18 protein-coding genes are annotated in these 14,272 nt (G+C 67.6%); 8 read left to right on the forward strand and 10 right to left on the reverse strand.

Annotated elements, in window-relative coordinates:
* Positions 1–63: 63 nt before the first annotated feature.
* The 4 genes from PTQ19_RS08520 to PTQ19_RS08535 form a co-directional block, all read right to left on the reverse strand.
* Positions 64–594: a DUF6993 domain-containing protein gene (locus PTQ19_RS08520; RefSeq protein ID WP_274367022.1), complete on the reverse strand. Its 531-nt coding sequence runs from the start codon at positions 592–594 to the stop codon at positions 64–66.
* A gap of 92 nt (positions 595–686) precedes the next feature.
* On the reverse strand, positions 687–1,241 hold the full coding sequence (locus PTQ19_RS08525; RefSeq protein WP_274367023.1) for a single-stranded DNA-binding protein: 555 nt from the start codon (positions 1,239–1,241) through the stop codon (positions 687–689).
* Between the two features lie 152 nt (positions 1,242–1,393).
* A complete protein-coding gene (gene msrA / locus PTQ19_RS08530; RefSeq protein ID WP_274367024.1) occupies positions 1,394–1,915 on the reverse strand; it encodes a peptide-methionine (S)-S-oxide reductase MsrA in 522 nt (173 codons plus the stop codon).
* A 51-nt stretch (positions 1,916–1,966) separates the two neighbouring features.
* Positions 1,967–2,590 (reverse strand): LysE family translocator, encoded by a 624-nt coding sequence (locus tag PTQ19_RS08535; RefSeq protein ID WP_274367025.1) that lies wholly within the window; start codon positions 2,588–2,590, stop codon positions 1,967–1,969.
* A gap of 74 nt (positions 2,591–2,664) precedes the next feature.
* On the opposite strand from PTQ19_RS08535, the gene PTQ19_RS08540 reads away from it, so the two are divergent.
* Positions 2,665–3,375, forward strand: coding sequence for an exonuclease domain-containing protein (locus tag PTQ19_RS08540; protein WP_274367026.1), 711 nt, complete (start codon positions 2,665–2,667; stop codon positions 3,373–3,375).
* 52 nt (positions 3,376–3,427) lie between these two features.
* On the opposite strand, the gene PTQ19_RS08545 is transcribed toward PTQ19_RS08540, so the two are convergent.
* The 3 genes from PTQ19_RS08545 to glgA form a co-directional block, all read right to left on the reverse strand.
* Complete coding sequence (locus tag PTQ19_RS08545) at positions 3,428–3,682, reverse strand: type B 50S ribosomal protein L31 (RefSeq protein WP_179410678.1); 255 nt, start codon at positions 3,680–3,682, stop codon at positions 3,428–3,430.
* Positions 3,683–3,793: 111 nt separating this feature from the next.
* On the reverse strand, positions 3,794–4,579 hold the full coding sequence (locus PTQ19_RS08550) for an ABC transporter ATP-binding protein (RefSeq protein ID WP_274367027.1): 786 nt from the start codon (positions 4,577–4,579) through the stop codon (positions 3,794–3,796).
* Positions 4,580–4,597: 18 nt separating this feature from the next.
* The gene (gene glgA / locus PTQ19_RS08555; RefSeq protein ID WP_274367028.1) at positions 4,598–5,782 is read right to left on the reverse strand and encodes a glycogen synthase; all 1,185 of its coding nucleotides are present in this window, start codon (positions 5,780–5,782) and stop codon (positions 4,598–4,600) included.
* 46 nt (positions 5,783–5,828) lie between these two features.
* On the opposite strand from glgA, the gene glgC reads away from it, so the two are divergent.
* From glgC to PTQ19_RS08570, 3 genes are all read left to right on the forward strand, one after another.
* Positions 5,829–7,070, forward strand: coding sequence for a glucose-1-phosphate adenylyltransferase (gene glgC / locus PTQ19_RS08560; RefSeq protein ID WP_274367029.1), 1,242 nt, complete (start codon positions 5,829–5,831; stop codon positions 7,068–7,070).
* Positions 7,071–7,124: 54 nt separating this feature from the next.
* The gene (gene serB, locus PTQ19_RS08565; protein ID WP_274367030.1) at positions 7,125–7,760 is read left to right on the forward strand and encodes a phosphoserine phosphatase SerB; all 636 of its coding nucleotides are present in this window, start codon (positions 7,125–7,127) and stop codon (positions 7,758–7,760) included.
* A gap of 105 nt (positions 7,761–7,865) precedes the next feature.
* The gene (locus PTQ19_RS08570; RefSeq protein ID WP_274367031.1) at positions 7,866–8,564 is read left to right on the forward strand and encodes an alpha/beta fold hydrolase; all 699 of its coding nucleotides are present in this window, start codon (positions 7,866–7,868) and stop codon (positions 8,562–8,564) included.
* Between the two features lie 6 nt (positions 8,565–8,570).
* Here the strand turns inward: PTQ19_RS08570 and PTQ19_RS08575 are convergent, their stop codons facing one another.
* Complete coding sequence (locus PTQ19_RS08575) at positions 8,571–9,281, reverse strand: beta-ketoacyl-ACP reductase (protein WP_179410672.1); 711 nt, start codon at positions 9,279–9,281, stop codon at positions 8,571–8,573.
* 140 nt (positions 9,282–9,421) lie between these two features.
* Between PTQ19_RS08575 and PTQ19_RS08580 the strand changes: the two genes are divergently transcribed.
* From PTQ19_RS08580 to PTQ19_RS08595, 4 genes are read left to right on the forward strand one after another with little or no spacing between them, the layout of a single operon-like run.
* Positions 9,422–9,799, forward strand: coding sequence for a DUF3099 domain-containing protein (locus tag PTQ19_RS08580; RefSeq protein WP_206549691.1), 378 nt, complete (start codon positions 9,422–9,424; stop codon positions 9,797–9,799).
* A complete protein-coding gene (locus tag PTQ19_RS08585) occupies positions 9,796–9,993 on the forward strand; it encodes a hypothetical protein (protein WP_206823952.1) in 198 nt (65 codons plus the stop codon). The genes PTQ19_RS08580 and PTQ19_RS08585 overlap by 4 nt, the downstream gene beginning before the upstream one ends.
* A complete protein-coding gene (locus PTQ19_RS08590) occupies positions 9,990–10,805 on the forward strand; it encodes an SURF1 family protein (RefSeq protein WP_274367032.1) in 816 nt (271 codons plus the stop codon). Before PTQ19_RS08585 ends, PTQ19_RS08590 begins: the two co-directional genes overlap by 4 nt.
* 29 nt (positions 10,806–10,834) lie before the next feature.
* Entirely contained in the window at positions 10,835–11,395 is a 561-nt protein-coding gene (locus PTQ19_RS08595; RefSeq protein WP_274367033.1) for a GrpB family protein, read from the forward strand.
* Between the two features lie 108 nt (positions 11,396–11,503).
* Here the strand turns inward: PTQ19_RS08595 and PTQ19_RS08600 are convergent, their stop codons facing one another.
* Positions 11,504–12,031: an endonuclease domain-containing protein gene (locus tag PTQ19_RS08600; RefSeq protein ID WP_274367034.1), complete on the reverse strand. Its 528-nt coding sequence runs from the start codon at positions 12,029–12,031 to the stop codon at positions 11,504–11,506.
* Positions 12,032–12,588: 557 nt separating this feature from the next.
* The gene (gene abc-f / locus PTQ19_RS08605; protein WP_206549688.1) at positions 12,589–14,187 is read right to left on the reverse strand and encodes a ribosomal protection-like ABC-F family protein; all 1,599 of its coding nucleotides are present in this window, start codon (positions 14,185–14,187) and stop codon (positions 12,589–12,591) included.
* Between the last annotated feature and the right edge of the window lie 85 nt (positions 14,188–14,272).

Raw genomic sequence — 14,272 nt, forward strand, 5'->3', positions numbered from 1 at the left:
GGAGGATCGACTCTCCAGCCTACCGGTCTTCGCGGACGCTCGAGGCAGAGACGAGGTACGCGATCACCAGTCGATCGGCCGCGTCTGCCCGATGAGGCAGCGCCCCTCGGCGAGTTGCGGCATGACCGCGGTCACCGGTTCACCTGTGGACGGCCCGACCTGGCCGATGAGGCACTCGCTCTCACCCCACGCGACTGAGAACTGCAGGCTCTCCGCGGGGTTGCCGACCGTGCTCATGTCAGCGGTCACCTGCATGTGCTCGCGCAGGAACCCGACTGCCACCAGTGCGTCGATGTACGCTCGCCCCGACGAACGCTGGTCGCTGGCCCACACCTGGGCCGTGACCTGCGCGAACAGCGGCAGGTTATCGGCGGCGGTCCCGTCCGGAATCGGCTGCGACGCCTGAGCGTCCGACTCGTCGCCCTCAACGGGCGGGCTCGGCTCGGAAGTCGCCACCGGTGCCGGTTCGGAAGCGGTCAGCCAGGGCAGAGCGCCGCACCCGACGAGAAGACCGCTGAGCGCGACGATGCTCACCACGAACGACACGACCGAACGTCGCGGACGGGCGGCGGAAGCAGTTGACCCTCGGAGCACGCTCTGAAGTCTAGGCGCGTTCACGTGACCGACCGCTTCCGCGATGCGCCGACTCGCACTGCACACGGGCCGGCGCACCCGCGTCGCCGCATTCAGGCCATCGCCGGTTCCGAGTGATCGGAGCGGGCGGCGTCAGCGTCTACGCCGCCGGCATCCGGCGCATGCAGACCATGCTCGCCCCATGCCGCCAGGTGCTCGTCGGACACCACATCGGCGTGAGAATCGACCTCCTGCGAAGCCTCCTCCTCCTCGCGCTGCGGTCGATCGGTGTTCGCGGCAGGCCGCGCCCGACGGGCGAACGCACTGGTGCCCTGGTTGAGGTCGTGTCCGATCGCCTCGGCGACGATGTCGGCGCTGATGCCCTTGCGCGTGTCGTTCTCCCACTCGCGGATCTTCAGCGCACCCGTCACGACGACCGGATCGCCCCGATGCAGCGACGCCCGGGCGTGCTCGGCGAGACTGCGGAACGCCGACACGGCGTACCAACTCGTCCCCTCGTCCACCCACGCTCCTGTCGCGCGGTTCCAGTACCCCGTGCTCGATCCCACACGGAAGTTCACCACCGCGTCACCGTTGCGCGTGGTGTTGTACGTCGGCTCGCTACCGATGTTCCCGGTGATCGTCACGACGTCGTTTCTCATCGCCATGTCCTGCTCCTCTGTCTTCCCGGGACGTGGCCCGGCTGATGACAGCGTGCACGGTGGCATCCGACGCTCCACGTGGGATTCCCACGGGCCGTGGAGAACTCGCGTGGGTCAGACGCCTGTGGAGGACAAGCGAACAACGCCGTTCTGCTGGTTCAGCGCAGGTACTGCGCGAACCGCGCACGCACCTTGTTCACCTTCGGGACGGCGACGGCCACGCAATACCCCTGGGTCGGATTCTTCGCGAAGAAGTCCTGGTGGTACTCCTCGGCGTCGTAGAAGTCGCCGAGCGGCTCGATCGTCGTGACCGGGTCGGCGTCCCACATCGTCGCCGCGCGCTCTCGGGCCGCCTCGAACAATGCGCGCTGCGCGTCATCGGCGGGGAACATCGCGCTGCGGTACTGCGTTCCGATGTCGTTTCCCTGGCGGTTGAGCTGACGTGGGTCATGCATCGTGAAGAACGCGTCGAGGATGACTTCGCCCGGAATCTCCTCCGGGTCGAACGTCACCTTGACGGCCTCAGCGTGGCCGGTGGTGCCGGTGCAGACCTGCTCGTAGGAGGGAGAGGGCGTGACACCGCCGACGTATCCCGAGACGACCGAACGGACGCCGCGGAGCGGACGATAGGCGGCGTCGAGGCACCAGAAGCATCCGCCGGCAAGCACGTAAGTTTCCATGCTTCTAAGCTACGCCCCTCACGCTCCCCCGGCACCGAGCGGACCGACTCGTCAGTGCACCATCAGCAGCAGACCCGCGACCACGATGAAGAGCACCCCGAACACCACATTCAGCACCCGCTGTCCGCGCGGCTGACGGGTATAGCGCCGAAACGGACGGGCCGCCGCGGCGAAGAAGAACCACATCACCAGGATGTCGACGACGATGACCGTGCCGATCAGGATCACGTACTGCAGCAGCGGATCGCGATCGAGATCGATGAACTGCGGCACGAACGCGAGAAAGAACACGATCGCCTTCGGGTTGAGCAGGTTCACCCAGAACCCGCGGCGGAAGATCGACCAGGCGTGCTCCCTCGGGATCGGACGGTCGGGGTCCGGCGCGGGCTCGGGTCGCGCGATCATGAGTCGGATGCCGAGATAGACCAGGTACGCGACACCGGCGTAGCGGATCGCCTCGAACAGGAGCGGAGAACGCGAGACAAGAAGACCGACACCCGCCGCGACGATCGCGACGTGCACGACCAGCGCCGCCTGCTGACCCAGCACGCCCCACATCGAACGGCGCCATCCCTGATTGAGCGCATTACTCATCGTGTTGATCGCCCCGGCACCCGGAGTGAAGCTGATCACCACGCACGCCGCCAGCAGCGACAGCCAAACGGTCCACGTCACCAGCACAGTGTAGGGATCGCGGGCGCTCGGCGTGGAATCGCGGGACTGTCGGCGCCCTCCCCTACCGTGAAGGAATGACCACCACGACGCCTCTGCCGACCTGGCTCACCCGCGTGGGCGTGTTCGACCTCGAGACGACCGGCGTCGATGTCACCCACGATCGGATCGTCACGGCGCACGTCGGCGTGCTCGACCGCCACGGCACGCCGATCGCCGCACGCGACTGGTTGGCCGATCCTGGCATCCCGATCCCCGACGGCGCCGCCGCCGTGCACGGGGTGACGACCGAGCACGCGCGGGCGCACGGGCGTCCCGCGCGCGAGGTCGTCGCCGAGGTCACCGAAGCGCTGGCGATGCTGTTCGCGCAGGGTATGCCGATCGTGGCATACAACGCGTCGTACGATTTCTCGCTGCTGGCGCATGAAGCCCGGCGTCACGGTCTACCCGAACTGACCGCACCGCAGCCGGTCATCGATCCGCTCGTCATCGACAAGGCCCACGACCGCTACCGGCGCGGCAAGCGCACACCGTCGGTGGTCGCCGAGCACTATGCGGTACCGCTGGACGACGCCCACGAGGCAGCGGCGGATGCTGTGGCTGCGGGCCGCGTCGCGTTGGCGCTGGCCAGGGAGTTCACGCTGCCCGGAACCGCGGCAGAGCTGCACGCCCAGCAGATCGGTTGGGCGCGCGACCAGGCTGCGAGCCTGACCGAGTACTTCATCAAGGTCGGCCGCCTGGACCCGAGTGAAGAGCTGGACGGCAGCTGGCCCCTGCGAGAAAGCTGACCCGTCGAAAACGACGAAAGCCCCGCCGAAGCGGGGCTTTCGAGGGTACGGCTTACTTGGAGCCGCCGAAGCCCTTGAAGCGCTGGTTGAACTTCTCGACACGACCGGCCGAGTCCATGATGCGCTGCTTGCCCGTGTAGAACGGGTGCGAGGCCGAGGAGATCTCGACGTCGATGACGGGGTACTCCACGCCGTCCAGCTCGATCGTCTTGTCACTGGTGACGGTCGAACGAGTGAGGAAGGTGTCGCCCGAGCCGAGATCGCGGAACACGACGGCCTTGTATTCGGGGTGGATGTCAGTCTTCATGGGATTCCTTACTTGGTGTCCTGGATTCTGCCAGGAACGAGGGAAGTCTGTGGCGCGATTGCACCAAGGAGCTATTTTAGCAGTCCTTGGCCCCGGTGATGAACCATCGACTCAGGATGCCGCGCGAGCCGAGTAGCGTCCGCCATCTGCCGTCAACACGATCGGCATGCCGAACGCCTCGGTCAGCGCCTCGGCCGTGAGCGTCTCGGCGATCGGCCCCTGCGCGACGACCGCGCCATCGCGCAGCAACAGCACGTGGGTGAACCCGACCGGGATCTCCTCGACGTGGTGGGTGACCATGACCATGGCCGGCGTTATGGGCGATGCCGCGTACCCGCTGAGCAGGTGCAACAGCTCTTCACGGGCCCCGAGATCGAGACTCGCGGTCGGCTCATCGAGCAGCAGCAGCTCAGGATCGGTCATCACCGCACGGGCGATCTGCACACGCTTCTGCTCGCCGTCGCTGAGCGTACCGAAGAGACGCTCAGCGAGGTGCTCGAGGTGCCACTCGGCGAGCACGCGACGTGCCCGACGCTCATCGATCCCCTCGTAGGCCTCGTTCCAGCGGCCCATGACCGAGTATGCCGCGGTCATCACGGTGTTCAGCACCGTCTCATCACGCGGAATACGTCGTGCCATGGCCGACGAGGCGAAGCCGATCCGCGGGCGCAATTCGAACACGTCGGTGCGCCCCAGGGTCTCATCGAGGATCGACACGGTACCCGAGGTGGGGTGCATCAGGGTGTCGGCCAGCTGCAGCAGTGTCGTCTTGCCCGCACCGTTCGGGCCGAGCACGACCCAACGCTGATCGGCCGACACTTCCCAGGTCACGTGATCGACGATGTTCCGCCCGTCACGGCGCACGACGACATCGGTGAACTCAACAGCGCTCGACATGTCGTCCAGCCTATCGGCTCAGAAGGTGAGCTCTTCGTACAGCGCACGCGTGGTGTCGGCGATCGCACCCCAGCTGAACTGCGTGCGTGCGCGCTCGCGCCCGGCTGCACCGTACTCGGCGGCCCGCTGCGGGTCGCCGGTCACCTCGGCGAGCGCCGCCGCCAGGTCAGCGACGTACCGATCGGGGTCGATGGGTGTTCCGGTGCCGTCCTGCACCTGCTCGATCGGCACCAGACGACCCGTGACCCCATCGTCGACGACTTCGGGAATGCCTCCGGTGGCTGTGCCGACGACGGCGGCGCCACAGGCCATCGCCTCGAGGTTGACGATGCCGAGGGGCTCGTAGATCGAGGGGCACACGAACGCGGTGGCGGCGGCGAGAATCGCCGACAGTTCGTCGCGCGGCAGCATCCGTTCGATCCAGATCACGCCGTCGCGAGAGCTCTGCAGCTTCTGCACCCCCTGTTGCACCTCGGCCATGATCTCGGGGGTGTCCGGCGCACCTGCGCACAGCACCAGCTGCACATCCGCCGGCAGCAGCTGCGCCGCGCGCAGCAGGTACGGCAGGCCCTTCTGCCGGGTGATGCGCCCGACGAAGACCACCGAGGGGCGCGTTGGATCCATGCCGATCTCGGCCAGGAAGCCGGGGTTGTCGACCGGCCGCCAGCGCTCGACGTCGATGCCGTTGTGGATCACGCGCACCCGGGCCGGATCGACCTGTGGGTAGCTGCGCAGGATGTCGCTGCGCATACCGGCACTGACCGCGACGATCGCGGCCGCGTTCTCATAGGCGAGCCGCTCGATGCCGCTGGAGACCGCATACCCGCCGCCGAGTTGCTCGGCCTTCCACGGACGCAGCGGCTCGAGGCTGTGTGCCGTGAGCACGTGCGGGATCCCGTGCAGCTGCGAGGCGAGGTGACCGGCGAAGTTCGCGTACCAGGTGTGACTGTGCACCAGGTCGGCACCGGCGATATCACCGACCATCGTCAGGTCGGTGCCGAGGGTCTGCACCGCGGCGTTGGCAGCGACCAGTTCGACCGGTGTGCGATAACTGTGGGTACCCGGTTCGCCCCGCTCGGCGCCGAAGGCGCGCACCTGCACGTCGACGCTCCGACGCAGCGCGGCGACGAGTTCGGCGACGTGAACCCCCGCACCTCCGTAGATCTCCGGCGGGTACTCCTTGGTGATGATGTCGACGCGCATGACTGCACGCTAGTACAACGCCCCCTGGGCGCTCTATGGTGGAGCCATGTCGGCACCCAAGAAGGTTTTCGGGATCATCCTCGCGGGCGGCGAGGGCAAACGACTCATGCCGTTGACGGCGGACCGGGCGAAGCCCGCAGTGCCGTTCGGCGGGCAGTATCGACTGATAGATTTCGCCATCTCGAATCTGATCAACTCGGGGCTTCGCCAGGTCGTGGTGCTGACCCAGTACAAGTCCCACAGCCTCGACCGGCACATCTCGCAGAACTGGCGAATGTCGGCATTGCTGGACTCGTACGTCGCCTCGGTACCGGCGCAGCAGCGCCTGGGCAAGCGCTGGTTCTCGGGGTCGGCCGATGCCATCCTGCAGAGCCTGAATCTGGTGCAGGACGAGAAGCCCGACATCGTCGTGGTGATCGGCGCCGACCACGTCTACCGGATGGACTTCCAGCAGATGGTCGACGCGCACGTGGCATCCGGGGCGTCGGCGACGGTCGCGGGCATCCGACAGCCCCTCGCGCTCGCCTCGCAGTTCGGCGTCATCGACGCCGATGAGCAGACCGGGCGGATCCGCGACTTCCTCGAGAAGCCCAGCGATCCCGTCGGGCTCACCGATTCCCCCAACGAGGTGCTCGTGTCGATGGGCAACTACGTCTTCAACACCGATGCCCTCATCGCCGCGGTCGAGGCGGATGGCGAGTCCGCGACCTCGGGGCACGATATGGGCGGCGACATCATTCCCTACTTCGTCGAGCGTGGCGAGGCCGGGTACTACGACATGAAGAGCAACGAGGTACCGGGGTCGTCACCGCGCGACCGTTCGTACTGGCGCGACGTGGGGACGATCGATTCGTACTTCGACGCCCACATGGACCTGATCTCGACGCTGCCGATCTTCAACCTGTACAACACGGCGTGGCCGATCCGCACACAGAGCGTGAACACTCCGCCGGCGAAGTTCGTACGCGATGCCGTCGGACGCATCGGCAACGCGATCGATTCGGTCGTCGCCGCAGGCTCGGTGCTGTCGGGAACCCACCTGGAGCGCAGCGTCGTCGGTGTCGGCGGCGTCGCGCTGGGAGGATCGACGATCACCGATTCGGTGCTGCTCGACCAGGTGCAGATCGGCTCGGGCGCGCGGGTGCACCGTGCCGTGCTCGACAAGAACGTCGTCCTCGAAGACGGTGCCACCGTCGGCGTGGACCGCGAACGCGACCTCGAACGCGGGTTCACAGTGACCGAGTCCGGCATCACAGTGGTCGGCAAGGGCATCCGCATCGCACGGTGACGGTGCGCGTCACGCGGTGGCATCCGCGTCTTGCGGTGACGGTACGCTCGACGGGTGACCGCCGCGCGCTTTCTCGTCGTCCTCGATGCTGACTCCACACTGATCCGCAACGAGGTGATCGAGTTGCTCGCCGACGAGGCGGGCCGCCGCGCCGAGGTGCAGGCGGCCACCGAGGCCGCGATGCGCGGCGAGGTCGACTTCGCCGACAGCCTGCGCTCGCGCGTCGCCGCGCTGCGAGGAGTTCCGGTGGAGGCGTTCGCGCGCGTGCGCGCACGCATCGAACCGACGCCCGGCGTGCGCGAACTGACGGATGCTGTGCATCAGCGCGGCGGAGTCGTGGGCGTCGTCTCGGGCGGATTCCACGAGATCCTCGACGAGGTCGCCCCCGCGCTGGGCGTCGACCGGTGGCGGGCGAACCGCCTCGCGGTCGATGACGGCGTGCTCAGCGGTGCCGTCGAGGGCGAGATCGTGGATGCCGCCGCCAAGGCAGCATCGCTGACGGCGTGGGCGGCAGAGCTCGGCGTCGCGCCGCATGCGACGATCGCGATTGGCGACGGCGCGAACGATCTTCACATGATGGCAACGGCTGGCCTCGGCCTCGCGTTCAACGCCAAACCCGCGGTACGCGCCGCGGCGGCGCTCGTCGTCGGGCCGCAGGATCTCTCCGAGGTCATCCCGCTGCTTCCCTGACACAGCTGCTTCCTGACACCACTCCTTTCCTGACACCTCGGGGGCGCATACAGCTGCGCGGCGATGACCCTGCCGGATGTCGGCGAGGCGTCGTATCGTACGGGCATGGACATCATCCTCGTCCCCGGGCTGTGGCTCGACGCGTCCTCATGGGCCCCGGTGCTGCCGGCGCTGCGCACTGCGGGTCATCGCCCTCGCCCGCTGACGATGCCGGGCGTCGGCTCACCAGCCCCGGAATCGTCCGGCATCGGAATGGCCGATTGGGTCGCGGCGGTGGTCGAGCAGATCGACGCCGCCGAGCACCCCGTGGTGCTCGTCGGGCATTCCGGCGGCGGCAACGTCGTATGGGGCGCCGCCGACGCCCGTCCCGAGCAGGTGCAGCACGTCGTGTTCGTCGACACTGTCCCGCCGGCGCCCGACAGCAGCATCAGCGAGTTCCCGCTCGTCGACGGTGTCGTGCCGTTCCCCGGATGGGATTTCTTTCCCGACGAGGATGTCTACGATCTCGACGACACCGTGCGCGAACGCACGCTACCGCTGACGCACAGCGTGCCGGCGCGCGTGCCGACCGATCCCCTGCCGCTGACGCGCGAGAGCAGGCACGGCATTCCCGTGACGCTGCTCATGGGCGCCTACGACCAGACGCGCTTTGACGCCGAGTCCGAGGGATGGGGCGAGTTCGGTCGGGAGTACCGCTCGATCGCGCACGCTCGCGTCGTGCGGGTCGGTTCGGGTCACTGGCCGCAGTTCACCGCGCCCCAACGCCTCGCCGAGCTGCTCGTCGATGCCGTAGGAGTCGACTGAACGGAATCAGTGCCCCATGCCGAGGCCGCCGTCGACCGGGATCACTGCCCCCGAGATGTATGCGGCATCGTCACCTGCGAGCCAGGCGACCGCACCGGCGACCTCGTCAGGGGTGGCGAAGCGCCCAGCCGGGATGCTCGCCTTGTACTGCTTCTGCGTCTCTTCGGGCAGCTCGGCAGTCATGTCGGTCTCGATGAAGCCGGGAGCGACGACGTTTGCGGTGATCCCCCGCCCGCCCAGCTCGCGCGTCAGCGAGCGGGCGAAGCCGACGAGCGCGCTCTTCGACGCCGAGTAGTTGACCTGTCCGGCCGAGCCATAGAGACCCACGACGCTGGAGATGAGGATCACACGGCCGAAGCGCTTGCGCAGCATCCCCTTCGACGCACGCTTGACCACCCGGAACGTGCCGCCGAGGTTGGTGGCGACGACGCTGTCGAAGTCGTCCTCGCTCATACGCATCAGCAGAGTGTCCTTGGTGATGCCCGCGTTGGCGACGACGATCTCGATGGGACCCAGCTTCTCCTCCACCTCGGTGAAGGCGGCGTCGATCGCGGCAGCATCCGTCACGTCCGCGCGCACAGTGAGCGTGCCCTCGGGACCCTCGCCGCTGCGCGCGGTCACCGCGACGCGGTAGCCGTCGCGGACGAAACGTTCGGCGATGGCGCGGCCGATACCGCGGTTTCCACCGGTGACGAGGACGACGCGATCAGCGCTCATGTACGGGCTCCAGACTGTGGGGACGAACGCAGGCCATCCTACCGAGGGATCGAATCGCGCTCACCGTCGCACCCGCCAGCGGCTGTGCGCGCACAGCCGCGGATCCCGCGCCCTCGTGCGCGGCGTAGGCTGGAAACACTGTGAAACGCGTCCGTCATGCCCCCTCTGTCACCTCCCTGCCGCAGTCGCCGCAGGACGAGGCGAAACACCGTGTGCGCCGCTACGCGCTCACCATGGGCATCCGCACGATCTGCTTCCTGCTGATCGCCCTCGTTCAGCCATTCGGCTGGTGGACCTGGGTGTTCGCCGCCGCCGCGATCTTCCTGCCGTACATCGCGGTCGTCTACGCCAACGCCGGGAGTGACAGCACCCCGTCGAACGTCGAATCACCCACGATGCAGATCGAGGCGACGTCGGCGATGCCCCAGCCGCATCCTGACGACGCGACAGACGTGTTCACCATCCGCGAGCAGCCCGACGCCGCCCGCGACGATGTCCCGAAAGACGAGGATCGATGACCGAGGACCTCGAGTGCGCTCGCGCCGACTGCCGCGCGGCGGCCACTCACCACATCGTGTGGCGCAATCCCCGCATCCATGACGCGGATCGGCGCAAGATCTGGCCGGCATGCGATGAGCACGTCGGATTCCTCAGCGACTACCTGCGCACTCGGGAGTTCCCGGTCGAGGTCAGCGAAGGGCTGCCGTCGTGAGGCAGAAACTCCTGCGTTGGGGCGCGTATGTGCTGGTCGGGATCGCCTTCGCGATCGGATGTGTCTTTCTGGCGCAATGGCAGTTCGACCGCAACGAGTCCCGCGCGACGCAGATCGCGCTCGTGGAGGACAACTACGACGCCGCCCCGGTGCCGTTGTCCGATCTGATCGGCGCCGACGGTGTACTCGACCCCGCTGATGAGTGGCGGCCGGTCGAGCTGAACGGGCACTACCTCGCCGACGAGCAGCTGCTGGCCCGCAACCGCCCGCACGGCGGAACCAGCGCGTTCGAGGTGCTGGTTCCGTTCCAGGATCAGTCCGGATTGCTCTTCCTGGTCGATCGCGGCTGGGTCCGGCCCGGTGAAGGTCCGGGGCCGGATGCCGTCCCCGCTCCCCCGGCCGGTGAAAGCACCGTGATCGTTCGTCTTCGGCCGGGCGAACAGCTACCGGCATCCGGTCGTGGCGCTCCCGAGGGTCAGGTGCCGACCATCCATCTGCCGACGATCGACGAACGCGTCGACGGCGACCTGATCACGGGGGCCTACGGGCGACTGGTCTCGGAAGACCCCGCGCCCGAGGTCGGGCTGGGCGGATTCGACAAGCCCACCGAGGATCCCGGCCCCCACCTGTCGTACGCGATCCAGTGGATCCTGTTTGCGATCATGGGCTTCGCCTTCATCGGCTACATCATCCGCATCGAGATCGTGCGGGCGAAAGAAGACGCTGGAGAGATCCCCCAGCAGGAGCCACGTCGCCGTCGCGACCGCGACGCCGACGCCGAGGACGCCCTGCTCGACTCCGTCCGAGGCTGAGCGCGCCCTCCCGCAGGTAGCGTGGATGGATGTCCCATTCCGACCCCGCGCGGCGGCTCGCAGACGCACTCACCGGCACCGGCCTGGGGTTGCGGCGCGGCGTTGTCGCTGTCGCTCCGGCTTCGGATGCCTGGGCACGGGCGTCCCGGGGTGTGCACGAAGCGCTGGCATCCACAGCGCCGAGTGAGGTCCTGGCCATCGAGCACATCGGCTCCACGTCGGTTCCGGGGCTGGAGGCCAAACCCATCCTGGACATCGCAATCGGTGTGCGACCCGGCACGCCGCCCGACGCACTCGACGGGTGGCTGTCGGGACCGGGGATGCTGCTGCGCGGCGATGCCACAGAGGTGCGTCCCGACCGCATGTACGGCTACGAACTGGAGCCGATGATCCGGCTCGTCAACGTGCACGTCCTCGAGTATCAGTCGCGCGGCTGGCAGGACTACCTCGGCTTCCGCGACCACCTGCGTGCCGACCCGGTTGATCGCGAGGCGTATGGCGCACTCAAACGGCGGCTCGCAGACCGGCATCCCGGAGACCGTCTGGCGTACATCCGCGACAAGGAGTCATTCATCCTCCCCCGCCGCTGACGCCGATCCGCGCAGATCTGCACAGCATCGGATGCTGTCGCCCGGATCGCTCCGAGAATGTGCAGATCTCCGAAGATGTGTTACGCGCCGCGAGCGGATCCCGTCGCCTCACACGGCGGATGCCCGGTGCAACCCCTGCGCCACGGCGCGCATGATCAGATCCTGGACGACATGCCACTGCTCCATGACCTGCCGGTAGCCGACACGGATGACGTGGTAGCCCATCAGACGCAGCTCTGCGTCGTGCCGGATGTCCTCATTGCGCTGCGCGCCCGTGTGCGTGGCCCCGTCGACCTGCAGCACCAGGCGATCGCCGATCAGCAGGTCGACTCGGTGCCCGGCGACCCAGATCTGGAACGTCAGCATCAGCCCCAGCCACGCCTGCCGCGCCCGCAGGTAGGTCTCGAGCCCGGAGTCCGCGAATGGGATCGCCGCCGCGAGCACCTCTCGCGCGACCTTCTTGAGGGGCAACCGTTCCAGCACGTCGCGCTGCACAAGGTTCTTGTTGAGCGCGGACTCCCATGTCGCCAGCGCGCGTTCGAACGGCTGACAGTCGGCCACGAGCGCCCGCACGTTCTCGATGGAGTCCTCCAACGCATCGGGATGACGCGGAACCAGCGGCTTCGCCCAGTGCACGCGCACATCGTCGGGCTTTCCCCCCGGCGCCACCCGGCGAAGCACCCCAGTGCACTCCCGGTTCTTCCTCGTGCACCCACATGCCCAGCCGACGCGCCTGGCTGATGCAGCTCACCACGGCACCGTGCCGCGCAGCATCCACCAGCATCCGATCGGCGTCCGGTAGGGCAACCCAGCCGCGACGGACGCGATGGATCGTGCCGGCGTCGACGGCGAGACCGACGTCGTGTCGGCTGACGGCCTGCGCTTTCAGGCTCTGCACGCGGGCGACGCCACCGTGCGCTCGGACGGCGAGGTGCGCGCGCTGCGCGCGTTCGAACGGTTTCATGCCCCGAGCATGGCGCGCGGCGCGCCTCTGCCGGCCACGATTCCCGTGTTCTGTGGAGAACTGCGTCAGCATCCGAGGATGGGGACAACGTCGTTCACGCGCAGATCTGCACAGCATCGGATGCTATCGCCCCGGATCGCTCCGAGAATGTACAGATCTCCGAAGATGTGCGGCGGCAGGCGGCGATGGGCAGCAGCAAGCAGCACCACCACCCGGGCAGCGCGCAGTCTCACGCGAGCTCGATGAGCTCCTGGTACTCGCGGCTCCAGATGTCTTCGACACCGTCGGGCAGGATCAGCACGCGCTCGGGGTTGAGCGACTCCACGGCCCCGGGGTCGTGCGAGACGAGCACGACGGCGCCCTCGTAGTGGGCCAGCGCGCCGAGGATCTCCTCACGCGATGCGGGGTCGAGGTTGTTCGTGGGCTCGTCGAGCAGCAGCATGTTCGCCGACGAGACCACCAGGGTCGCCAGCGACAGTCGCGTCTTCTCGCCACCCGAGAGAACCCCGGCGGGCTTGAGCACGTCGTCGCCGGTGAACAGGAACGATCCGAGCACCTTGCGGGCTTCGGTCTCGGTGATGTCGGGGGCCGCCGACATCATGTTCGCCAGCACCGAGCGGTCGACGTCGAGGTTCTCATGCTCCTGGGCGTAGTAGCCGATCTTCAACCCGTGCCCCGGCTCGAGCGTGCCGGTGTCGGGCTGGTCGACTCCGGCCAGCATGCGCAGCAGGGTCGTCTTTCCGGCACCGTTGAGTCCCAGCACCACAACCTTTGAGCCGCGGTCAATCGCGAGATCGACGTCGGTGAAGATCTCGAGCGATCCGTACGACTTCGACAAGCCGGACGCCATCAACGGCGTCTTGCCACACGGTGCGGGCTTCGGGAACCGCAGCTTGGCGACACGGTCGACCTGACGCACCTCGTCCAGGCCCGACAGGAGCTTCTCGGCACGCGCGACCATCTGGTGCGCGGCCGCAGCCTTCGACGCCTTCGCGCCGAAGCGTGCTGCCTGCTGCTGCAGTTGCGTGGCCTTCTTCTCGGCGTTGGCGCGTTCCTTCTTACGGCGCTCCTCATCGGCCACCCGCTGGCGCAGGTAGTTCTTCCAGTTCATGTTGTACATGTCGATGACCTGGCGGTTCGCATCGAGGTAGAACACCCGGTTGACGGTCTCGCCGACGAGTTCGACATCGTGGCTGATGACGATCAGGCCGCCCTTGTAGCTCTTCAAGAACTCCCGCAGCCACACGACACTGTCGGCGTCGAGGTGGTTGGTGGGTTCGTCGAGGATCATCGTGTCAGCATCCGAGAACAGAATGCGCGCGAGCTCGATGCGACGACGCTGACCGCCCGAGAGCGTGTTCAGCGGCTGGTCGAGGATGCGGTCGGGCAGCGAGAGGTTGTGCGCGATGGACGCGGCCTCGGCCTCGGCCGCATAGCCACCGAGCGACTCGAAGCGCTCGGTGAGGTTGGCGAACTTGCGCATGGCGCGCTCGGCGATCTTGGGGTCGTCGGAGGCCATGTCGTTCGATGCCTGGGCGATGCCCAGCTGGATGGTTCCCAGACCGCGGGCATCGAGGATGCGCGTACGTGCGAGCATCTCGGGGTCGCCGGTGCGCGGGTCCTGGGGCAGGTAGCCGAGCTCGCCCGAGCGGGTGACCTTGCCCTCGGAAGCGAGGACGTCTCCGGCGAGCACCTTGGTCAGCGTGGTCTTGCCGGCACCGTTGCGGCCGACCAATCCGATCTTGTCACCGGCGGCGACGCGGAACGACACGTCTGACATGAGCACACGGGCTCCGACGCGGATCTCGAGTTCGTGCACGGCAAGCACAGCGGAGGGTCCATTCGTTGAAGGTGGAGGGCGGCCGAACGGCCAGCCTCTCAGTATATGCGCCCACCGACGGTGACCAGGTTCA

The sequence above is a fragment of the Microbacterium esteraromaticum genome, assembly GCF_028747645.1.
GTDB classification, from domain to species: domain Bacteria; phylum Actinomycetota; class Actinomycetes; order Actinomycetales; family Microbacteriaceae; genus Microbacterium; species Microbacterium esteraromaticum_C.